The organism is Paenibacillus sp. VT-400, from assembly GCF_001029205.1.
GTDB lineage: Bacteria > Bacillota > Bacilli > Paenibacillales > Paenibacillaceae > Paenibacillus > Paenibacillus amylolyticus.
Map to the genome: position 1 here is coordinate 423399 of NZ_LELF01000047.1, position 23143 is coordinate 446541.

The following is a 23143-nucleotide window of genomic DNA, read 5'->3' on the forward strand; positions in this document are numbered from 1 at the left end:
ATCAGTACTCCAGGTGGTGCTGCTCGTTCAGACGTTTGCGGAAGATATAATAACTCCAGATCTGATAGCCAAGAACAAACGGCAGCAATGTGCAAGCTACAATGGTCATTACTTTCAATGAATACGCACCCGATGCGGCATTGTATACAGTCAGGTCATACGCCGCTCCAAAGGAACTCACCATCACTCTTGGGAAAAGTCCGATAAAGACCGAGGCAAAGGCAATTGCAATCACTGCCCCAGTCATACCAAAAGCCCAGCCTTCACGCTTCTGACGAACAAAGTAGGCCGCAAGTGCAAGCGAGACTGCACCAAGTACAACCATAATCCAAAGAGCCCAACCGCGTACGGTGAATACATCGGTCATGAAATACGTCATTAATGCGTAAACAGCGAGCAGTGCAGCCAGCGGCAGCATCAATTTTTGAGCTGTCTTCAAGGCACGCTCTCTGAGATCACCTACTGTTCGTAGTGATGCAAACAGCAATCCATGAACCAGACACAGCAGGGTTACACTCAAGCCACCAATCACGGTGTACGGATTAACAATATCGAGGAATCCTGCACGCAACTGCATCTCCCCATCAATGGGCAGACCCTTCATCAGCGTGGCAAAAACCACGCCGAACAGGAAAGGCAACAGCGCGCTGGAGACAACAATGATGATGTCCCATGTTTTGCGCCAGCGCTGCTGTTTCATTTTACTGCGGAATTCGAACGCAACTCCGCGGCCAATCAAGGCGAGTAACACCACCACAAGTGGCAGGTAAAAACCACTGAACAACGTGGCATACCAGTGCGGGAAGGCAGCAAACATCGCGCCCCCTGCCGTAATCAGCCATACTTCATTACCATCCCAGAACGGACCGATTGAGTTAATCAGGGTCCGGCGTTCACGATCTGTTTTGGCAATAATGCCTGTAGACATCCCCACACCAAAATCAAAACCTTCCAAAAAGAAGAAACCAACAAACAATACGGCAATCAGCAAAAACCACAACTCACTTAGTGACAACGGAATAACCTCCATCCACGCCGAACGGATCGGCCGATTCATCGTGATCTTCTGGCTTCTCGACCGCAAACGGTCCTGCTTTGATCTCACGTACGAACAGGTATACCATCACGATTCCGAGAACCGTATACGCAGCGGTAAAAGCGATGGTCGAGAACAGGATCATGCCTGCGGATACGTTCGGCGAGACCCCGGCTTCGGTTGTCATATAGCCAAATACTGTCCATGGCTGTCTTCCTACCTCGGTCATAATCCAACCTGACGTATTGGCGATAAACGGCAGGGAGATGGCGAACACCATCAGACGCATAAACCACTTTCCAGCGACCTCCAGCTTCTTACGCATGGCTAGGAACGTACCGTATAGCGCCAATGCAATCATTAAACCACCCGCTGCGATCATAATGCGGAAACTCCAGAATGTTGTCCGTACCGGCGGGATGTAGTCCCCCGGTCCATACGTCTGTTCATACTCAGCTTGAAGCTCCTTCATGCCTTTGACACTACCGGAGAACTTGCTGTAGGACAGATAACTGAGCAATCCAGGGATTTTGATCTCACCCGTACTCTCCTGTTTATCCGGGTCAATAAAAGCGACCACCGTCCATGGCGCCGGATCTTCTGTCGTTGTCCATGTGCCCTCACTGGCTGCCATCTTCATCGGCTGTGTCTCCACCAGATATTGCGCCTGGAAGTGACCCGAGAATGCGACGCCGAATGAAGAAACAAGAGCGATAATGATCGCAATATTAAACGATTTGCGGAAGATCTCCACATCCTGCTTTTTCATCAATTTGTAGGCACTGATCCCGGTTACGACGAAGGCCCCTGTCATCAATGCCCCAAAGATTGTATGTGGGAACTCAACGAGAAGCTGACCATTTGTGATGAGTGCAAAAAAATCATTCATCTCGGCTCGGCCGTTGTTAATCTCAAACCCAACAGGATGTTGCATAAATGAATTGGCTGCCAGAATCCACAGCGCGGACAGGAATGTGCCGACAAACACCAGCCAGATGCAGGCCAGATGCACTTTTTTGGACAAACGATCCCATCCAAATATCCACAATCCAATAAATGTAGACTCCATAAAAAACGCCAGTAGCGCTTCAATAGCCAGTGGCGCACCGAACACGTCCCCGACAAATCGGGAGTACTCGGACCAGTTCATACCAAACTGGAACTCTTGCAAAATACCTGTGACTACCCCGACGGCAAAGTTAATCAGGAACAGCTTGCCCCAGAACTTGGCCATCGTTTTGTAGATCTCCTTACCCTTAACAACGTACAACGTCTCCATGATTGCAACCAACAGTACAAGACCGATGGATAGCGGGACAAAAAAGAAATGGAAAATCGTTGTAAGTGCATATTGGATACGCGATAACATAATCGGATCCATACCGTTACCCCTTCTTTCTGTTCACTTCGCAGTATGCGTATTTGGCATTGAAGCTGCACCTTCGCTGTCTGTCCGCCAAATACGTTGATGAACGTATTGTGCCAGATTACCTATTTTATACATGTGAGAATTATCACAATCTTCGTCTCTAGAGCAAAAAAAAGTGATCCTGGTCACACAAAAGATAAAATTCAGCCTATTATCACAGCATGCCAACTGCATCTATTCATGGAAGATACTCATGTTTGGGACGGAATGCCCATATGTTAGTCTCAGGCATATCATGCGAAGTACCGTGAGGGCTTTACATATGAAGTGAAAGCATGAAGCACATGCAGAGTGAAGACGCTCCATATTACAGTCAAGGTGAGGTGAACTATTCATGGAAAAACCTGCACCACTACCAGGTGAAGACGCCGAAGCCAGCCTGGATAAGGCCAGTACAACACAGCCCCCTGTCCGGTATGTTCTCTTCCCTCGCAAAGGAGGCTGGTCATCCTTTCCCTATCCCGATATTGCTGCACTGCTGTCGATCGAGGGAGAGGTCTACTATGTCAGCAGCCTGACGCAAACAGAAGATGTACCTCCGGTCATTACCGCCATCTCCCTCCCTGAGGCTGAGCAGCTATTGCTGGAACCTCGCACCGTAGCCGTGGTCGCCCATCCCTACTGGCTAATAGCTACGGCTTCGCTGGAGCCTGAGCTATGTATTGCCCTGCTCCCTGAGCCTGCTGGAAACGAAGCAGAATCTCCGCTATGGGAGAGCAGTATTTCCAAACTGGTCGGCATCGCCGATCTGGTAGGCACATCCTCCGAAACACGTTATATGAAGCTGTTATTCCAAGGCGTACGTGCCATCTGGCTGGGCGGAGAAGACCCTGCACCTGCGGGTACGATGCAAAAGGATGATCTCGAAGTCCCTCTCCGGGACTACGAACTGCTCTTCTTGCATGCGCTACGGCAGATCCTGTCAGGCACTCCAGATAGCGTCACCCTGCTTCAATGCAGTGTACGTGCCGACTTCTACCGTCAGCTCCGTGCCAAAGCAGGTGCACATGAGACGATATCCTTTTTGCTGGCAGCCTATGAGTACTTGCTTGAAGATCCGCGGGCCGTCCATTCGTTGCAAGAGGCCTTCACCCATGCGGTCATGAATGGTCGCAGTGATTGTGTGGTCTCCCATTATCGATTCCTGTCTGCCATCCATGCCCGGGCTGGACAGTTGGAGGACGCCCTGCGGGTATATGGAATTAGTGCAGCAGATGAACAAGAACGGCATCATTATGAACAGCTCTGTCGCTGGTTTGAGGCAGGAGAAGATCAACTTGTACGAGCGGAACTACTCCGTATGAACGATGATTACGGAAACGCCCTGCGTATCCTGGACGAACTTGGCGGAGAAACGGCGAGACATTGGAAATTCCGCATCTACCAGGAGACTGGACGTGTGGAAGAAGCACTGGCTCTGGTGCATGCAGTCGATATTCAGGATGATGCCAGTCGCCGGGATTACCAGCAATTATCCGGCAGTGCGCTGGCACTGCGAGGGGAACGACACGGGGCAGTCCGACATTTCCTTGAGACAGCACTGGAGGATGAAGATGCGCTGGCCCGGATTGTGGAGCTGGAGCTGTTGGATCATGCTGTACAGCAATTGCTTGGGGAGGTGCCATGATGCTGGACCCGAAGAAGCGTAGACAACAGTTGAATGGGCCAATGGTGCACAGGGATATCCGAACCGAAACCACTTACACGCCAACCGAAACAGTCGATCGAACACATACAGACGCATTGGGAAATGGCGATCACACCCCGGTTCATGCACAACCAACGCAGGACATCCGAAGCCAAGTGCATCACTGGAATGATTCACAAGGTCAGGCAGAACAGAATGCTGCTGTAACACATGAGGAAACAAGTATATTCAAAGAACCCTTCTCCATTCGTCGGGTTCGCAAAAACAAAGGCAACAAGCTGACCGCCGTGCTCCAGGTTCGCAATGAACGTGGCCGATACCTTGAAGAAGTATTGCATGATCTGAGTGAGTTCGTGGATGAGATCGTCATTGTGGACGATGCCAGCACAGACGGAACACCGGACATATGCAAAGCCTATCCAAAGGTGGTCCGTCTGGAGGTATTGGAGAAACCGCTGTTCGCCGAGGAATGGCGACTTCGCAATACCTTGTGGCAAGCGGCTGCGGGAACATGTCCCGACTGGTTGCTCTCAGTTGATGCGGATGAGCTGTACAGCTCAGAGGCCAAGAAAGCCATACGCACTCTGATTAATCAGGAGTATGCGGACTGGTTTGCATTCCGATTCTACGATATGTGGGGTGGCCGGACCCACTACCGGGAAGATGATCTCTGGTCTCTGCACAAACGTCATACCGCTTCACTTGTACGATATATGCCTGGATATCCTTATTTTTATCCACAACAGAATCATCATGTTCCCCGTCTTCCCTTGTCCTGCACGGTATTGCCTGGAGTCAGCACGGAATTGAAGGTTCAGCACCTCGGCTGGGCAGGCAGTCTGGAGGACCGGGTTCGTAAATATTTGCGTTACAAGCGCATTGATCCTGGCGGTGAGTGGGGCAATCTTGCACACTACGAGTCTATTCTCGATCCGGAACCTCGGCTGATTCCCTGGAAGGAGGGACCGTGAGATGGGCGTGGTGAGTATTCTGACGCATAGTTTCACCGACGGGTACAACCGGGAATTCGGTCGTGTATTTGGTGGTGGACTGGAGCGATATATTCTGGATCTGTGCAGTGTCATCCGAGGACTCGGGCATATTCCCGAAGTTCATCAACTGTCCTATTTTGAAGCATTCCAGACTCGGACGGAGCAGATTGACGTATTTGGTTATTCGTACGACATGGATAATGTACCGGAAGCCTTTGACCGGATGGCAGCAGCAGCGCGCGGCCCCGTGATCTATGCCAGCTGTCTGTGGCAACCCATCACCTACAAACCCGGCAGTCTTGGCATCTGTCACGGCATTAACTGGGATCGTCCCGGACTGCCACTGGAGACCAAACAACAAGTCGCGGAACATATTCAACTGGCTCTGGATGGACTCGTGCGCATTGTATCCGTGGATTCTCATTTCCAGACCTTTTGCCGGGCTGCGTGCACCTATACCGATCCAAGGCAGGTTGTCCTGATTCCCAATGCGGTGGATACGTCTTATTTCACACCAGCCCCACCAACACGAACCTTCGAGCAGAATCAGGAAGACGAATGGCTTGTCGCATGGAAGAATGATCTGGCGAGTCATGAAGAAAATGTTGGTGCAGTTATATCAGGGGTGCAAGCTGTAGAAGGCAAGGGTGGAATGAGTCGTGATGGAGCGGACAGTGGTAAGGCTAACAGAGATGGAGGTGGGGATACAGATAGCGATCAAGAACGAGAGGAGAAAGAAACGGTAGATTTCCATTTGAATTTATCGAAACTGGAAGAAGTCGAGGCAGATGGCGAAACGTATAGGTTTGCTCATAACCACCGGAATTCAAAGGATTGGGCTACGGAGATTCTGGTAGAAGCAGATGCTGAGTATCAGGTTAATGTCACCATTCAGGGACAGGCTGAAAAGAAAACTGTGGATGCCCGTGTGACCTCTCCCCGCCCAATTCGCATTATCTATCCACGCCGCATCAGCATGGAACGGGGTATTATTCCAATGATGCTGGCGGCGGATAAACTACTTGGAGCCTTTCCAGATCTGGAGGTTGAATTTGCCGGGGAACTGGTCGAAGGCAGTACAGTCGGGAGAGTCTTTCGTTACTGGCATCGTACTCATCCACATGCGGAGCGAATTAACCAGCGCACGTATGATTTCCGGGATATTCGGGAGGCCTACCATCAGGCAGATATCGCTGTGATTCCAACTGTGTTCTCGGAAGGCACCTCCTATGCCTGTCTGGAAGCGATGAGCTGTGGACTTCCGGTAATTGCCTCCAATGTTGGCGGATTGAATGATCTGATTCAGGATGGTTTTAATGGGCTACTGGTACCTCCTGGTGAGCAGGAACTAACCGCTGCACTGGTACGTCTTGTACAGGATCGGGCCGAGCGAGAACGACTGGGAATCTATGCGCGCGAGACTGCACTGTCCTATGATCTTGCCAGGTGGCGGAGCCGGTGGAGCACGGTGTTGGAATCTTTTTTGGCAGAGACAGGATTAAAGGAGGGAATTCGGGGATGATGGATACGCCCAAGGCAACGGAATTCATGGAATCAAGATACATTCGGCAAAGTGACCCTAAAACGGACACATTGGTCTTCCCGCTGCATCCGGCATGGTGGAGCCGTCCCTACGAATATGAATGGGCCCGGCGGTTTGCACGTCCAGATGATGTGGTCCTTGATGCAGCCTGCGGCATCTCCCATCCATTCAAATTCTGGCTTGCAGAGAACTGCCGCGAGGTTCACGCCTGTGACTGGGATGAACGTATTTTGTCTGAAGAGGCGATAAGACTGGATATCGTTTCTGACTTTGGCGAGCAAGCCGCTCAGGATCTGCCGGAATCAACTCTCGTCCGATTGCACCGTGCAAAAGCCAATCTGGCCCAGCTTCCGTACGAGTCGGGTAAGTTCGACCGGGTGTTCTGTATCTCTGTACTGGAGCATCTGGATACAGGCACAATGCTGCGGGCGTTTCGGGAATTCGCCCGGGTACTGAAGCCAAATGGACAGTTAATCGCTACCTTCGATGTGCCCGAGATGCGGCCGGATCTGCTGGAGACGATCATGGCTGTCACCGGATTAACCATTGAAGATAAGCTGAATGTGAAAGAGCCAGACGATGCCATCTGGTCTGATATGTACGGCACGCCGATCCGCTGTTTTCGAGCGGTGATATGCAAAGGTTGAGACAAATTGGGTTACGTTGATTTAAGTGCAGAGTGGAAAATTGAGGGCTTAAGGGCTCGACCCATTAGCAACGGAACAATACACGGTTCGGGCAATGCTCCGATTACCGGTAGCTCCGTTGCTTTTGCAATTTCAATCGGATGGGCTATTGCGGGAATATGTGGGGATGGAGGTTGGGGACTAGAGACTAGGAATAAGAGATTAGGAATTAGGAATTAGGAATTAGGGATTAAAGATTAAAGATTAAAGATTAAAGATTAAAGATTAAAGGAAATTATAGGTGTACCAGTAACATGTTGCACTGGTTGGTGTATTCATCAGCAGAGGCTGCGCCGGGTGCTGTCAGGCGCAGCAGGGTGTGCAGGCCCGGTGGGATTGTTTTCGCCGGGCGACCTGTGGCGGCAGGTTGCCGCGCAGTGAGTTGGGCCGATTCGGCCCATTCACGCGCCAGGCTCTGCCGCCCAGCGAGCAGCGCGAGCGTGCCCGCGAGGAGCGCGTGAGCGGTGCGCTCCGAGGCGGGCACTTCGTCCGCGTGGGGCTGCTGCGCGCCGTCAGGCGTGCCGCATAGCGCAAGCAGCCCTTCGCGGACGCTCGCGGGTGCGCGCAGCATCCCGCAGCGTGCCGCAGGCGGAAGCGCTGCAAGCAACGCCAGCGCGCCGCGAGGCGGCAGGGCTTGCAGCAGGCGCAGCCATGCGGCCCAGGCGCCTACGCCGGCGAGCGCTTGCGCAGACGCGAGCACGCCGCCCGGCGCAGGCGCGGTCGGGCCGCCTGGCGCTGCGCCGCGGGGCGGGCTGCACGCCAGGCCGCTGCTGCGGGCCGTGGCCCCGCGCAGCAGCAGCGCCTCGGCGGCGTGGGCCGCGGCGGGCAGCGCTGCCGCATGGCGAGCCGCCGCTCGGGCGTTGCGCCTGCCGGGCTGCTTGTGACCCAGCGCCCACAGCGCTAGGGCCGCCTCTGGCCCGTGCTGCGCATGTGCCGCCCAGGGCTGCAAAGCCGCCCGAGCCGCGGCATCCTGGCCCAGCTGGGCCAGTGCAAGCCCGGCGGCCAGCGGCTGTGCCCGCAGCGGGCCAGCAAGCGCCGCCGCATGGCGTAGCAGCCACTCCGGCCGATGCGCGGCAAGCGCGGCCGGGATCAACGCTTGCCATGCCGCAGGTGGCAAGCTTACCCGGGCTGCGACGCTGGCGATGGCATGCGGCCGCCCTGTGGCTGCGGCCAGCAACAACAGCCGCTGCCATGCAGCCATGCTGCCGGGTTGCATGCCCAGCGCCGCTATGTACGCGGCTTCTGCCTCTGCCCAGCGGCCAGCCCGCTCATATGCCATGCCTTCCAGCGTCAGGCTACGGTAGGTTCCAGCACCAGAGACTGATGTATACCTGTTGGCTGTGGAAGCAGCTGATTTAGCCTGTTTTAACCAATTCAAGGCCACGTCCTCTCTCCCTTGATCCAGTTCAAGTACAGCACCAAACTCCAACAAATCCGGAAAATCCTCATACACGGGCGCCCATGCTTCCACTACAGCAAGCGCCCGTTCCGGGCTGCCAATCTCTCGCCAGGCGTAAGCCGTTTTCAGCACCAGATCCGAGTGATATCCACACTCCGGCTTAAGCTGTGCCAATAATGGCTGTAACAAACGGAGTGCTTCATCATACTTCGCTTGCTGAAACCATTCTGCGGCCAGAGCATATAACAACTCCGGTTGATCGCCCTCCTGATTCAACGCGAAACGAATCAACTGCATGTTCCGTGCGCCTTTATTTTTGTCGGTAATCACCTGCTCCAGATATCCGTAATGAATGACTTCAAGTCCAGAATGAAGCACACCTTGCGGAGCCAGTGCCATGATGGAAGAAGCAATCTCTTCATGAATTCTGCCCTGAAAAGCAATTCGGGGATCATTTCGGAACAAACGACACACCGCATCCGTCACATGCTCTTCACCGGACACACCCAGCAGACTTGTGACCTGTATCCAGTATCCCCACACGTCATCCCTACTTGCCGCTAACAACCGCATGAGTTCTGTCTTCATCTGAGGGGTCTGTACCCATACCTCATCCGCATCAAGCACCAGAATCCACGGTTTCGTAGCAGCGGCCAGCGACAGATTACGGGCTTCACTGAAATCTCCGTTCCATTCCGTACGAATTACAACGGCACCATGGAGACGGGCAATTTCGATTGTATTATCTACCGATCCGGTATCCACAATTATGATCTCATCCACAACATCCCTGACTGCATTCAAACACCGCTGGAGTGAACCGGCTTCATCCTTCACGATCATACACAAACTAATCCCTATACCCATATTCATCACCACCCCTCACCAACGGAGTTCAGCCCCACCCATTAGCCCGCTGAATTAAGTTGAACCCCCGGACCTGCCTGATCCCCTCTCAGCTCTCAAACCCGTCCGCTCCCGGCAACTCCAGCCGAATATGCTGAACGACAGGCCAACAACGGTGCCGCTGTCCATCTGCATGCTGAGCGAACACCTCCAGATGATGATCCGCAGCACTGACCAATCCTTTCACCAGCCAGCTTGTTCCCGTCAGGGTATCCGAAGCCCCAGGGAACGACTCAATGTCACTCACCTTCCCGTTTTCCTTTTTCCCTTCCATCTCTTTCTCCTTCTCTCCCACTCGAACGCTCTGTCGCACCGATAATCCTTCTCCCGCCAATTGCTGTCGACACATCTGAATCAGGCTATGCAGCTCTTTCCATCTCCCTGACTGTACACATCCTTCCATCATCAGTCCGAGCGCCTGCCAGCCATCATACTCTGCTCCCGCAACCGTTACGCCCATGCTGGAGTTCATATCCTTCTTCTTTGTCGCTCTCAGACCAGCAATTCGCCCTGTCTGCACAGCCGATTCCTCATTCGTTCCTTCACCCACCTGCGAACTACGCTTCAACCACAACGTTAGTGGATCATCTCCGTTGAATTCCTTCCCTTCTATCCACTCCAAACGTTCGAGCCATCGGGCAGACGAGATCGCGAGCAGCCCTTTTTTCCGCTGCACAGGTTCCAGTTTCAGACGCGCCTTGTTCCATCTTCCCTGTTGGATTTGGAGCATCGCCTCCGCCACAGATAAACGCTCCCTCATCTCTGCGGAAGGTTGTGAGGATATACCCGATAACAATTGCAGAGCCGCATCATAACAACGAGATTGCTCCAGAATACCCAATACTTTGTGTGTGGCCTCTTCCGAACTGAGTGCAAAGCGCTCCCTCACCAGCTCTGGAATCTGATGTTCCTGCCCGGAGACTCGCATAATTCGGAATATCCGATAGAGCGGCGGTAACAGACTCGATTTGGCACGTACCGCTTCCACGTAAGCATCTACCGCACCCTCCAGATCTGCCCTTCCTTCCAGTAATCGTCCTAACGTATACCACGTCTGATAGGTGCCGATGCCTTCTTCCGTATGGTATATGGGTGGAGGTGGTCCCATACGGACAGCTTCACGCAGCGAATATTCTGCCCGATCTGCATCACCCAATGCGTCTGCACATACCCCGCGATGGTGCATCAGATCCGTGTACTCTGGAAAGAGTTCAAGCGCAGCATCGATGCGATCTAATGCCTCCTGCCAGCGATTCAGATGCTGGAGACAACGAACTTCATATTTGAACAGCAAATGCGCGTAACTGGTCACCGCAGGATCAATCCCCATCCGAGCCACACCAAACGTCTCCAACGCCCGCTCCGCTTCCCCCACACGCAGATACTCGACACCCAGATTATAGTGATGGAACGGCTGATCCGGTTCTTCCTCCACTGCCTGTTGCAGCAGGCGGACATTGCGGTTCACCTTATCTTTGCGCTCCACAATCGCCGTCTGATACCCATAATGATGGATGACCATGTCCGTCACATGAAATGCAGCCTCTGGATTCCCACGACAGATCGCCGCCGCAATCTGCTCATGAATTCGACCTTCGAACCGATGCTCCGGGGCATTACGGAAGAGACGCAAAACCGGATTCACGGTAACCCCCTGCTGACCCGTACCTGTATAGTTATGAATGTTTAAAAACAATCCGTCACATCCGCTGACCGACGTCCAGCTCCTGATCTGCTCCCGCGCAGCCCTATCGAGCGCCTCGTCCGCATCAAGAAAGAGAATCCAGTCGCCGGAAGCGCGCTCCAGGCCAGCATTCCGTGCTGCGGCAAAATCTTCGCACCACTCAAACCCCACAACCAACGCGCCATATTGCTGCGCAATCTCTGCGCTTCGGTCCGATGAACCGGTGTCCACCACAATAATTTCGTCCACCGCTCCCTGGACACTGGCAAGACAATGAGGCAGCAACTCTTCCTCATCCTTCACGATCATGCATAGGGAAATTCGTTCCGCTCGCAAGCTGATTCCTCCTTTCCTTGGCATGGAAAAGCGTACGCCACGGCATACCCTCGGTCGTTCGCAGCCTTTGTTCCAGTGCATTATGTTGTGCGGCGAGTACACCTGAAGAAGGAGATCGAACCAATTCCTGCCGAATCGCCTCCATTGCCAATCGCATGTAACATACAGCCGCTCCAACTCGGGCCTGCCACATATCAGGCTCCCGCTCCAGAGCCTGCTCGAACAGAGACAGCGCTTGATCGTTGTGGCCTTTTGCATACAGCGTTTCACCCAGCCAGAATAACCCTTCGGCATCCAGCTCACTCTCGGTCATGCACTGAATCAGGATGTTCGCGGCTACCATGGTATACCCCTGACGATACAGCAGACTTGCAAACTCCCGTCGTAAAGTTACAGCCGTTCCCCAATGGTCACGCATCATCATGGCCCGCAACTCATGCAGTTGCTCAGCAAGTGTAAGCTGACCTGTCTTTACGGCTTGCTGCACAACCTTTTCTGCTACCATCTCTGCCTGCGGACCCCATTGCATAAGCTTTTGTTCTTGTGAAGCAGGTTTCATGCTTCGCGGCTCTTTGGTTAACTGATCCAGCAGTCGATCCATGACCTTCCACACGTTCTTTTCTTGTGGAAGCGTAGTTGCGAGGAATGCCTCGGATAATCGTAATCCGTTGGTCCAACAAGCCAGTGCCCAATCCATTCTGTGCTCAGCCGGCAGATTGACTTCATGCACACACCCCACGCTCCAGTGTTCTTCTGCCAGTTGCAGCGCTTCGGAAACCCTATTCGCACATAACATCCAATGTATTTGATCCGCTACATGGATACGAGCAGTACACGAATCTGCATTCAGCATTTTCAATGCCTGTTCATATGCTCCACAGCCTGTTAGAACATAAATCATTTGCACCAGATGATCCTCATTTGTCACTGCATATGAATGGGGCATTTCACCACGAATCAAATCACCGTGATCTGACTCTCCGATTCCTCTGCTTCTGGTAAGTAATGTTTCTGCTATGTTCTCATCCGTTTCACCGGATAGTTGCAGCACGTCTGCCAACCCGGCCCATGCCGGAGCATATGTGAACATGCTGTCCAGAGCCAGCCCGTACAGATGCGCAGACTCTTTATAGAATCCCCGTTTCTGTGCAAGTCTTGCCATCGCAGTATAGGCTCTGTAACTGTTAGAACCCGCTTCCGTTACATATGACGCGTCTAACGTGCTACCGCCATCACTGTGTCCAACACGGTCTATTCCCTCCCGACAGTCCGTTGCTCGAGCATACGATTGATATGCACGCTCCTCCAAACCTTGCAGCTCCAACGTCTCCCCATACAACAGGTGCAGATCAGCATAAGATGGATAACGCTGTCTTTCCACAGCCAGAATTGCATGCGCCTCGTCGTAACGTTCCGATCCCACAAGGGTCTTTGCATAATCTCTAACCAGTGTAGGTCGATATGGTGCGAGCAACTCTGTCAGGTGTAATGATTCACTGAACGCTTCAATTGCCTTTTCAACCTCACCAAGCTGGCAATACGTTACTCCCAGATTGTACAGGTGAAAAGGCTGCGCAGGCTCATCCTGTAACTCACGCTCAATCAGTTTCAAATTACGTCTTGGTTTATGTTCTTTCGCAATTGTAGAGGCCAGATATCCATCATGAATCAGACATAATAGAGCAAGCGGTTCAGTCTCGATCAATTGGCTTTGTTCATCGGTATAGGTCTCGCTCTTATCCATATCAGTAGCCTGATCTAGGACAAGCTTGCTTGGGATACAACGAACCAACTGCTCATGGACGCGTCCCGCATATCGATACCCCTGATGAGCACGGAACAGCCTCACCGGCCGAGAGATAACGCTCTCTTCTACCCCTTCGCCGTATCGATTTTCTATGGTAATACGTAATCTTGAAATGCTTTTATGGACTTTAGGTAAATAATTCAGCAGTTCTTCCAATCCCTGCGTAACGTACTCATCGGCATCCAAACACAGGACCCATTCCGTGCTCGCCAGAGGCAGGCTGATATTTCGTGCATGGGCAAAGTCATCTTCCCAACAGGCGTGCAACACCGTTGCTCCATACGTTCTGGCGATCTCGGGTGTACGGTCAGATGAGCCAGTATCGGTGATAAAACATTCCGTGCTGATATGCTTTAAGCTGTCGAGACAGCGGGGCAGTTGATGTTCTTCATTTTGCACAATCATATGAATTCCAAGTAAACGGTTCTTCAAATGCAACCACCTCCAATACAAAAAAGTACATGAAGTCCACCAAAGGAACTCCATGTACCTATATGACAAATAAATGGGTTATGTGCCTTGTCCATTGAAGAACACATCAATCGTGCTTGGTGCGCCGATTAGGCTGGAGCGGTAGGAAAGACGCGTGTACTTGAGAAAACGCTGCGGTACCAATACATCGACTGACCCGGACAAAATACCCGTTACCGTCGTCACATCCGTGTACCAGTTCGTTCCGTTGGCGCTAATCTCAACAAGAGCATCTACCCGGTTTACACCCGGCCCCCGGTTATATACAAAGAAAGAATACGTGCCAAATACACTGGTCGTAACCGCCGGGAGCGCTGTGAAGGTGTTTGCGGTCGGGGTGCTTATGAGTTGGGACTCCTGAAAACTCTTCTGTGAAATGGACGTCACACTGCTAAGTGTTCCCGCGGTAATTGTAGCACCCAGCACGCTGGTAATTGTACCATTCAGCAGATTTGTCAACGTCCCTGCAGTTACAGTTGCGCCAAGTACGCTTGTGATGGTTCCGTTCAATAAGTTTGTAAGTGTTCCGGCGGTAATCGTTGCTCCCAATACACTCGTGATCGTACCATTCAGCAAGTTCGTCAACGTACCCGCTGTTACCGTTGCACCGAGTACGCTGGTAATGGTTCCGTTCAACAGGTTCGTGAGTGTTCCTGCGGTTATTGTCGCTCCGAGTATACCTGTGATGGTACCCGCTGTAATCGTGGCCCCGAGCACACTCGTGATCGTTCCGGCGGTAATCGTCGCTCCCAATACACTTGTGATCGTACCATTCAGCAAGTTCGTCAATGTTCCCGCTGTCACCGTAGCCCCGAGCACACTCGTAATCGTTCCGGCGGTAATCGTTGCTCCCAGTACACTTGTGATCGTACCATTCAGCAAGTTCGTCAATGTTCCTGCGGTCACCGTGGCCCCAAGCACACTGGTAATCGTTCCCGCCGTGATAGTTGCTCCTAATACACTTGTGATCGTACCATTCAGCAAATTCGTCAATGTACCTGCTGTTACTGTGGCTCCAAGCACACTGTTGATCGTACCTGCTGTGATCGTCGCTCCAAGTACACTCGTGATCGTTCCGTTCAGAATGTTGGTAATGGTTCCGGCGTTAATTGTAACCGTGGTCAGACCTGAGATGTTACTGATCGTTCCGTCCAAAATAATGCCAACCACGTTCCCGCTCGTATCCGTTCTGACAGGCTGGGCTGTGCCTGTACTATCCTGGCCAAAAATCAACGTTCTCAGATTATCCGGATTCGTATTAAACGTTGTAAAGTTAGGCATGTGCCTCGTCCTCCTCCCTGGTCAAATCTGTGAGATCATACTCCCTTATGGCATACGCTGCGCCTGAAAGTAAACATCGAGCCGGGTCGGCTGATCCGGTTCAACGGATCGAATTGCAAGCCGGGTATAGTGCAAAAATCGCAATGGTACCAGCGCTTTGGTCTGGCCTCCCGCGACCACCTCCTGGCTGTCCACAGCATAATCCACGGCATTGGGGCTGATCTGGATCTGTACAATAGCCGGATGTTTGCCCCGATTCACAACGCCATAGGTATACATGCTGAGTGATGAGGTGTCTTGTGCCGGGAGTGAATCCATGCTGCTACTGGTTTCGGCTCCGACATACGTATGCTCTGTAAAACAATGAATAGCACCAGGGAGTTTCGTACGTGAGGAAGCACCCTGCTTGAACCGGGGACGAGTAATCCGGGAACAAGGGGGTTTCAGCAATTTAGCGCGGCAGGAATGACGGGAGCGACGGCGACTGACATATTTAGTTGGTTGCTTCGTTCTCTTCTTGCTTTGCTTTGCTGTTCGACTCATCTCGATTTCCCCTTAAAAAATGTGCTTACGCATCGTATGCCCGGATTGGATATACGGGCACGGCAACCGCCGTTATTTCCAGATATACGGCTCAGTCCCCAATCCATTTGCTTCTTTTCACATACACTGCAAGTACAATGAAATGCGAATCAAGAGGCACCCTTCGTAATCATAAGCGGACTTTTTGAACAACCTCTATAAGTTAATCTGGTCTATGGGAGGTGGATGAGATGACCAACTATAATGTATTCAACCAATCTAATCGTCCCCTGTTTACTCAACTGACCAATACCTTCTCAGCCCCGGGCATTGAAGCGTCACCAGACAGCGGTGCAGCTGCTGCAGGCAGTTTTTTTGCCCTAACGACCAACAATACCTTAATTCCTTCCAACCAGAATCTTCTTCTACAGATCTTGAATGCGGCTGGCAGCGGCCGAACAATACGTATATCCAGCCTCACAGGAGGCACAACAGCGGCAGCTACTCTTGTTATCTATTCAGGAGGAACCGTGACTGTTGGTAGCACACCAGTGCCCGTCAATACGTTACTTGGAAATACCAACGCCAGTGTAGTTACCACAAGACAAAATACAGGTACCCTGGGGGGAACCTTCACGAGCATTGCAAGTATTCCGCTCACTGCAGGAATGTATTCACTGGGTCTGAATGGCTCCATTATTGTTCCACCGGGACAAACATTATCCATTAGCGTAGGCACGGGGAATCAGACCGCAGCCATTAATCTGTTCTGGTGGGAATTCTGAGTTTGATCCTGATAAAAGGAGGTGCACACTGTGCCAAATAATAATGTATTCAATCCGTTAAGCCAGCCCGTCTATACGTCCAACACCAACACGTATATTTCTCCCGGCATTGTTGCACCTCCGGAGAATAATGCTGGCAGTACAGGCAATCTGTACAACGCAGGTTCCACCAACTCCACAACACTGGGGTTGCTGGGAGGAACGGTGATCGCCACCGTACAATTGGCCAATCCCGCAGGGAGCGGGAAAACCCTATACGTATCGCGGCTCTCTGGTGGAATTACGGTCTCACTCAATCTGTTATCTTCCTTCAGTGGTTCCATGAGTCTGAGCGCTAATGGAACACTGACATCGCCCACCACACTCACATCGGTAAACAGCAATCTTTCCAGCAGCAATACCAGCGTAGCCACGGTACGGTTCTCTGCTGCTACACCTTCAGGAGCGGCGCCATTGATGGCTATGCCCCTTCAAGCAGGGCCGTTTCTGTCCAATGAATTTGGCCGTTACGTGGTTCCTCCGGGTCAAGCTATTAACCTCTCTGTCAACGGATCACTTTCGGTTGGTGGACTGATGGCCTCCACTGCTTATTTTGCTTGGTGGGAAGTATGATTCGTTCAACGATGTATAACAAAGGCAACGTGCAAACAGCCGCCTTCGGATGAGTACCGAAAGCGGCTGTTCTTTATATTGTAGATGGATGATTAAAAATGGTCCGGACAAGGCTGTCAGGCCGATTCCTGCGGAATGATCTCTTTTGCTTCAGACACGAGAGGCTGCTTCCCTTCCCACAAAATGCGCTGTAGAAGAATGCCGGCAAGACCAATTACCAGCGTAGCGAGACCGATATATTGAAAGGTGGGGCTCGGCCCTGCAACTCGAATGAGCGCTCCACCTGCAAGTGGAGCTACAACCAGTACAACACTGGATAGTGAATTTTGAATGCCAAAGACGCGCCCTACATAGGCAGGAGGGGTCTCCTTTTGCAGCAAATAATTCAGAGTTACCATAAAGAGCCCATTACCCAGCCCAATGCAGAGGCCCCAGATAATGACCCAAATTTCGGGTGTTTGTGGGCCGATCCACCCCAGCGCAGCGATTCCGGCACCCACGAACAGATATCCTCCACCCAGTCCCCACCCATACTCAATTCTAGGCAAGCGATTTAACAACAAAATGATGAAAACTGCCCCGGCTCCTGCCGACGACCCCAACCATCCGAGCAGTGATTCATTACCTGGCTTGATCTCCCGAAACAGAGTCGTAAACTGATAATCAATCATCAGAATGGCCATGAGTCCAAAACAGCCGAACAAAATCGTACTCAGCACGGTGCGACTGCTCTGTATAAAACGCCAGCCTTGCTTCCACTGGGAGAACAAAGATTCCGATCCATCTTTTTCACTAGTAGCACTCCCGTCTGATTCAACCGATTCCGACTTCTCCACCAAACGCCGCAAGGGCCATAATACCGCACCTGACAACAGGCGGGTACAGGCATTAATGACAATACAGATTTGTGGTGAAAAGAAGGCCAAAATGACTGCACCCAGAAGTGGTCCCGCCACTTTCGAACACTGGCTCACAAAACCGTTTAGGGACGATGCCTGAAACAGATGCTCCTCTGCCACCACCTGGCGGGTTAACGCCTGCTGAGCTGGAACGTGAAAAACTCCCATCATGGCCCGCAGGGCAAGAAGTGGAAGCAGCCAAGCCGGGCTTGGTGCGAATAAAATAGCAACGGTTAATCCCACGGTGATCACATCACACAGGATCATGATCTTTACTTTGTGCAGTCGATCAGCCAGGGCACCTGCAAAGGAGCCAAGCAGTATACCCGGGACAGCCATACATACAGGAATAAGTGCAATGATCAGTGGATCGGCGCCCCAGCGGTAGGCCACCATCACCTGGATGGCGAGTGCATCGAACCAATCTCCAAACGTAGCCAGAGAGTATGCGATAAACATGCGGACAAACCGGAGGTTGGTCCATAAGCTTTTGGAAGATTCCGCAGATGAGGCGGGTGATTCGGTGGATTCATTGGATGTGGGTTCATTTGAAATGACGGTCATACATGTACTTCCTCCCTTGATTACAGCCGCTTGTGGTCTGTATGTTCCTTGGCTGTAATCATAAAGGAGTTATATCAGAGGAAGATCAGAGGATGGGGAAGTAGGAGATAAAAAGTTACGTATTTCATCTACAATTTGTTGTCCATATGCGGGTACACCATAACTTTTGCCGATCTCTCCATACACTTGACGATATTTACTGCGAATTCTGCCTTCAATTCGATGATGACCCAGGAATAGGAGAATCTGAAATGCCGCATTCAGATACAGCGGTGCATTCAGCGACATTTTCAATACATCCAGACCGTCATCCATTCTTAACTCTGCCTCACGAATCCGTCCCTGCCGAAGTAACCATAATCCTTCCATCACCTGAAAACGTCCGATCTCTCGCAGATAGGGTGCATCCTTCAATCCCGCTCGCAGGACTGCCATCTGAGCCTCAACAGCTTCGCCGTTGCCACCCCACAGTTCCACATACAACGCTGCAAGTGCTACAGGCAGTCTGAAATTCTTGAGCTCATCTGTGTCTATTACACGATATGTTTCTTCCAGCTGCTCTTTGGCACGTTGATATTGGCCCACCTCTACATAGACTTCAACGATGTTCAGAATACGGAGTTCGCGAAGCTGATCGGCAGACAATGCAGCTGAATTCAGCGCCTGTTCATACAACTGAATACTATCCGCTGGCTCGATCAGGGGGTGCACGAAAATCAGTAGCCAATATAGTCGCTCCTCAAAGGGAATTTCCTTTGTTGTAATCAGCCATTCCAGATCCCCCTGTATAAAACGGATATACAACTGATAATAAGGGGCAATCTGAATGCCAAGTGCCTCCTGTTGTTGAACCAGGGTCTGTATGGCGTTTCCCTGCCCAAACAAGTGATATTTACGAAGTAATCCGTGAATGACCTCCTGCATTTCTGGGTCCTGAGCAGATGGGCTAGCGGGTAGAGCGGACTTGTTCTCATGCACAGCAAGTCGATATCCGTAGCCCCGTACTGTATCCAGACGGATCTCGTCCCAGCGTTTCAGCTTCTTGCGCAGGCGATAGATATGATCGTCCACAGTGCGTTCAACCGGATATTCAAGCGGCCATACCCGATCCAGCAATTGACTGCGGGTGAAGGCTTTCTCCTTGTTTTCATACAGAAAATGCAGCAGTGCAAATTCCTTGGCGAGCAGGCGAATGGACTCTGTACGCCGCGTGACCGTATATGTCCCTTCATCCAATTGCAAAGACATGCCTGGTTCCTCCTACTATGTATAATTCGCTGATCCGAAATCGTATAGATTCATTCCATTTTTTCAACGTGTTCAACATACCATAAAAACCCTTTGCGAGAACGCAAAAGGTTTTTATCGTCTAACTTATAGATGGCTTAGATTGTGGATTACGGTACGTATAGCTGTTCTTCCAACAAGTGTTCCCTTGTCTTAACCCAGCACGACACGATCATCTGCCATTTTTTTGCCGCTAATCCGTTCGAATTCACCAAGCAACTCAGAGACAGTCAACGTACGCTTGCGCTCTTCGCTGACATCCAGAATTATTCGGCCTTTGTCCATCATGATCAGACGGTTACCCAGACGAATGGCCTGCTCCATATTGTGCGTCACCATCAATGTAGTAAGTCTCATCTCACGCACAAGTGTCTCCGTTAGTTCCGTTATCAGTTCGGCACGTGATGGGTCAAGGGCTGCCGTATGCTCATCCAATAGCAAAATTTGCGGCTGGGTAAACGTAGCCATTAACAGGCTAAGTGCCTGGCGCTCCCCGCCAGACAAGAGACCCACTTTTGCATTCGGCCGCTTTTCCAGTCCAATTCCCAGCTTCTCCAGTTGCGTGTTGAAAATCTCCCGTCTGGCACGGGTAACTCCGAAGCCCAGTCCGCGTCCTTTGCCACGTTTGTATGCCATCGCCATGTTTTCTTCAATGGACATATGTGGTGCTGTTCCTGCCATCGGGTCCTGAAATACCCTGCCAATCCAGCTGCTACGTTTATGCTCCGGCAGGTTTTTAATGGAGCGGTCATTGATCAGCACATCACCCATGTCCGGCTTCATCACACCCGAAATGATGTTCATCAGCGTGGATTTACCCGCTCCGTTACTGCCAATCACCGTCACAAAGTCTCCCGGATTCATCGTCAGATTCACACCGACCAGCGCGGTCTTCTCATCCGTTGTACCTGGGTTGAACAGCTTGGTTACTTGCGTAATCTCCAGCATGATCACATACCTCCCTTCGCCTGTTGACCCCCGGATCGCATCAACTCTTCCGTTCGTTTGCGAGCCAGACTACGCTGCTTCATGGAGCGTTGCATCGTTGGGAATACAAGAGCAATAATAACGATCACCGCGGTGATCAACTTCAGATCAGATGTATCAAACCATTCGACTTGAAGGGCAAGCGCAACCACAATCCGATAAATGATTGAACCAACGATCGCTGCAAGTGTAGCCCAGAATACCGTTCTTGCTCCAAGAATGGCCTCACCGATAATCACGGAAGCCAGTCCGATAACGATCATACCGATGCCCATCGTGATGTCTGCAAAACCTGATTGCTGTGCAATAAATGCACCGGACAGGGCAACCAATCCATTGGATAAGCTGACCCCTACAATCGTAGTCACATCCGTATTTGCACCAAAGCTGCGAATCATACGTTTGTTATCACCTGTCGCGCGGAGTGCCAGTCCAACATCTGTTTTCATGAACAGATCAAGCATGATTTTAAACACCAGCACCACGATGATAATTAACACCATGACATGCTCACCTGAGAATGGATTATCCATACCCATAATGGATTTATTCGGTGCGCCAAGAATACGCATATTAATGGAGTAGAGCGCGATCATCATCAAAATCCCGGATAATAATCCGTTGATTTTGCCTTTGGTATGAAGCAGACCTGTACAAGCCCCAGCCACCATGCCGCCAGCCATTGCCGCCAAACAGGCTAGCCAAGGAGAGAAGTCATTGGAGATCATAACCGCCGCGATTGCGCCTCCTGTTGTAAAACTTCCGTCTACGGTAAGGTCAGGAAAATCGAGTATGCGGAACGTAATATATACACCAAGTGCCATCAGTGCATATAAAAGCCCCAGCTCGATCGCCCCTTCAATTGAATTCCAGCTTATACTCACACTACTTCCTCCCTGTCTATCGAAAAGAATGAGGCGAACCCGTTGCACGTTCGCCTCGCATCCATACTGCCGGATTACATTCCGGTCAGATTATTGAATCAATCTCATAACTCATTATATTAATTCTATTGAATAATGTTGTTTTCCTGGTCTTTTACTTCCGCTTTCATCTCATCCGTAACCGTGATACCTTGGGCTTCAGCTGCTTTCAGGTTCAGGATCAGATCCAGTTTGTCCGGAACGGTGACTTTCATATCACCAGGTTTTGTACCATTTTTCAGAATGTCCGCGGCCATCTCACCCACCTGATATCCATGGTCATAATATTTGAAGCCAACGGTTGCGAAAGCTCCTTTTTCAACGGTATCCCGATCACTGGAGAAGAACGGAATTTTATTACTGTTGGCCGTTTGGATGATCGTATCCACCGCACTCACGACAGAATTATCCAGCGTGATGTAGAAGGCGTCTACTTTGCCAACCAGAGAATCCGTTGCCTGTTTTACTTCAGATGTATTCGTAACTGGTGCTTTCACCAGCTTGATATTATGTGTTGCGAGCGCTTTTTCAGCGTTATCTGCCATAACCACCGCATTTGGTTCACCTTCGTTAATGACCAAGCCTACCGTTTTCACATCCGGCAGATTTTTAGCGATAAAGTCAGCCAATTGTACGATAGCCTCCGGATTCGTATCCGATGCACCTGTAACATTGCCGCCCGGCTTGTCCATATCGGTCACCAGCTTGGCACCCAACGGGTCCGTTACCGCTGCGAACAGCAATGGCTTGTCCTTCACTTGTTGAGCCAGCGCCAGAGCAGATGGTGTTGCGATTCCGAGTACGAGGTCATTTTTGGAATCACCCGAGATTTTCTGTGCAATGGACAAGTTGTTCGTCGAATCACCTTGCGCGTTATTGTAATCGATTTTGAGGTTCTTGTTCTCTTCAATGCCTGCTTCCTTCAGGGCTGCGATGAAACCTTCGCGTGTAGCATCCAAGGATGGATGTTCAACAATCTGTGAGATGGCAATCTGATATGATTTTTCCTCACTGCCTCCACCTGTTGTAGTCCCCGATCCTTCGGATTCCGAGCCTGTACCGCTGTTATTTCCGCAACCTGCTGCAACGATCATTGAAGCAACCATCATCAGTGACATCCAAAATTTCTTTTTCATGTGTGAGAACCCCTCTCCATCTTATAAAATGTGGTTACCCTTATCTAGATTCCATTGACACGATAGGGCGGGACAAAACAAACGCTTCAACGCATTGTTGCTTTGATCGACAAAAGCAGACAAATATAGACTTTTCTCATGCGACTGAAGTCCATGACCCGTGTTGGTGTTTTATTGTTCCCCTAATATTAAGGGGCGTCCCGATATCCG

The 23143-nt window shown here is 51.2% G+C and carries 18 protein-coding genes; 6 read left to right on the forward strand and 12 right to left on the reverse strand.

Annotation, left to right across the window (positions count from 1 at the left end; genetic code table 11):
• Position 1: 1 nt before the first annotated feature.
• Complete coding sequence (gene cydB / locus EL84_RS04270) at positions 2-1057, reverse strand: cytochrome d ubiquinol oxidase subunit II (protein ID WP_235431483.1); 1056 nt, start codon at positions 1055-1057, stop codon at positions 2-4.
• Positions 1002-2417: a cytochrome ubiquinol oxidase subunit I gene (locus EL84_RS04275; RefSeq protein ID WP_047840834.1), complete on the reverse strand. Its 1416-nt coding sequence runs from the start codon at positions 2415-2417 to the stop codon at positions 1002-1004. The genes cydB and EL84_RS04275 overlap by 56 nt, the downstream gene beginning before the upstream one ends.
• A gap of 382 nt (positions 2418-2799) precedes the next feature.
• Here EL84_RS04275 and EL84_RS04280 point away from each other — a divergent pair, with 382 nt between their 5' ends.
• Genes EL84_RS04280 through EL84_RS04300 form a run of 4 tightly spaced genes read left to right on the forward strand, consistent with a single transcriptional unit; the run spans position 2800 to position 7295 of the window.
• Positions 2800-4092 (forward strand): tetratricopeptide repeat protein, encoded by a 1293-nt coding sequence (locus EL84_RS04280; RefSeq protein ID WP_047840835.1) that lies wholly within the window; start codon positions 2800-2802, stop codon positions 4090-4092.
• Entirely contained in the window at positions 4089-5084 is a 996-nt protein-coding gene (locus EL84_RS04285; protein ID WP_235431484.1) for a glycosyltransferase, read from the forward strand. Before EL84_RS04280 ends, EL84_RS04285 begins: the two co-directional genes overlap by 4 nt.
• A 1-nt stretch (position 5085) precedes the next feature.
• On the forward strand, positions 5086-6627 hold the full coding sequence (locus tag EL84_RS32445; RefSeq protein ID WP_235431485.1) for a glycosyltransferase family 4 protein: 1542 nt from the start codon (positions 5086-5088) through the stop codon (positions 6625-6627).
• On the forward strand, positions 6624-7295 hold the full coding sequence (locus tag EL84_RS04300; protein ID WP_047840836.1) for a class I SAM-dependent methyltransferase: 672 nt from the start codon (positions 6624-6626) through the stop codon (positions 7293-7295). The genes EL84_RS32445 and EL84_RS04300 overlap by 4 nt, the downstream gene beginning before the upstream one ends.
• Before the next feature lie 274 nt (positions 7296-7569).
• Here EL84_RS04300 and EL84_RS30695 read toward each other — a convergent pair whose 3' ends face one another.
• From EL84_RS30695 to EL84_RS04325, 5 genes are all read right to left on the reverse strand, one after another.
• Positions 7570-9606, reverse strand: coding sequence for a glycosyltransferase (locus EL84_RS30695; protein ID WP_082218837.1), 2037 nt, complete (start codon positions 9604-9606; stop codon positions 7570-7572).
• Between the two features lie 82 nt (positions 9607-9688).
• Complete coding sequence (locus EL84_RS30700; protein WP_161799404.1) at positions 9689-11659, reverse strand: glycosyltransferase; 1971 nt, start codon at positions 11657-11659, stop codon at positions 9689-9691.
• Positions 11616-13898 carry a glycosyltransferase gene (locus tag EL84_RS04315; protein ID WP_047840837.1) on the reverse strand — a complete coding sequence of 761 codons (2283 nt, stop codon included), beginning with the start codon at positions 13896-13898 and terminating at the stop codon, positions 11616-11618. The genes EL84_RS30700 and EL84_RS04315 overlap by 44 nt, the downstream gene beginning before the upstream one ends.
• 78 nt (positions 13899-13976) lie before the next feature.
• Positions 13977-15218: a DUF6385 domain-containing protein gene (locus EL84_RS04320; RefSeq protein WP_047840838.1), complete on the reverse strand. Its 1242-nt coding sequence runs from the start codon at positions 15216-15218 to the stop codon at positions 13977-13979.
• A gap of 45 nt (positions 15219-15263) precedes the next feature.
• Positions 15264-15761, reverse strand: coding sequence for a DUF6385 domain-containing protein (locus EL84_RS04325; protein ID WP_036606672.1), 498 nt, complete (start codon positions 15759-15761; stop codon positions 15264-15266).
• A gap of 230 nt (positions 15762-15991) precedes the next feature.
• Between EL84_RS04325 and EL84_RS04330 the strand changes: the two genes are divergently transcribed.
• Entirely contained in the window at positions 15992-16525 is a 534-nt protein-coding gene (locus EL84_RS04330) for a hypothetical protein (protein WP_047840839.1), read from the forward strand.
• 30 nt (positions 16526-16555) lie between these two features.
• Complete coding sequence (locus EL84_RS04335) at positions 16556-17137, forward strand: hypothetical protein (RefSeq protein ID WP_047840840.1); 582 nt, start codon at positions 16556-16558, stop codon at positions 17135-17137.
• A 116-nt stretch (positions 17138-17253) separates the two neighbouring features.
• Here the strand turns inward: EL84_RS04335 and EL84_RS04340 are convergent, their stop codons facing one another.
• The 5 genes from EL84_RS04340 to EL84_RS04360 all read right to left on the reverse strand — a co-directional run bounded on the left by EL84_RS04340 (position 17254) and on the right by EL84_RS04360 (position 22933).
• Positions 17254-18600: an MFS transporter gene (locus EL84_RS04340; protein ID WP_082218841.1), complete on the reverse strand. Its 1347-nt coding sequence runs from the start codon at positions 18598-18600 to the stop codon at positions 17254-17256.
• 69 nt (positions 18601-18669) lie between these two features.
• On the reverse strand, positions 18670-19848 hold the full coding sequence (locus EL84_RS04345) for a winged helix-turn-helix domain-containing protein (protein ID WP_047840841.1): 1179 nt from the start codon (positions 19846-19848) through the stop codon (positions 18670-18672).
• A gap of 192 nt (positions 19849-20040) precedes the next feature.
• Complete coding sequence (locus EL84_RS04350) at positions 20041-20835, reverse strand: ABC transporter ATP-binding protein (RefSeq protein WP_047840842.1); 795 nt, start codon at positions 20833-20835, stop codon at positions 20041-20043.
• 2 nt (positions 20836-20837) lie between these two features.
• Positions 20838-21698 carry an ABC transporter permease gene (locus EL84_RS04355; protein ID WP_047841071.1) on the reverse strand — a complete coding sequence of 287 codons (861 nt, stop codon included), beginning with the start codon at positions 21696-21698 and terminating at the stop codon, positions 20838-20840.
• A gap of 185 nt (positions 21699-21883) precedes the next feature.
• Positions 21884-22933, reverse strand: a complete 1050-nt coding sequence (locus tag EL84_RS04360) for an ABC transporter substrate-binding protein (RefSeq protein ID WP_047840843.1) — start codon at positions 22931-22933, stop codon at positions 21884-21886.
• Positions 22934-23143 lie beyond the last annotated feature (210 nt).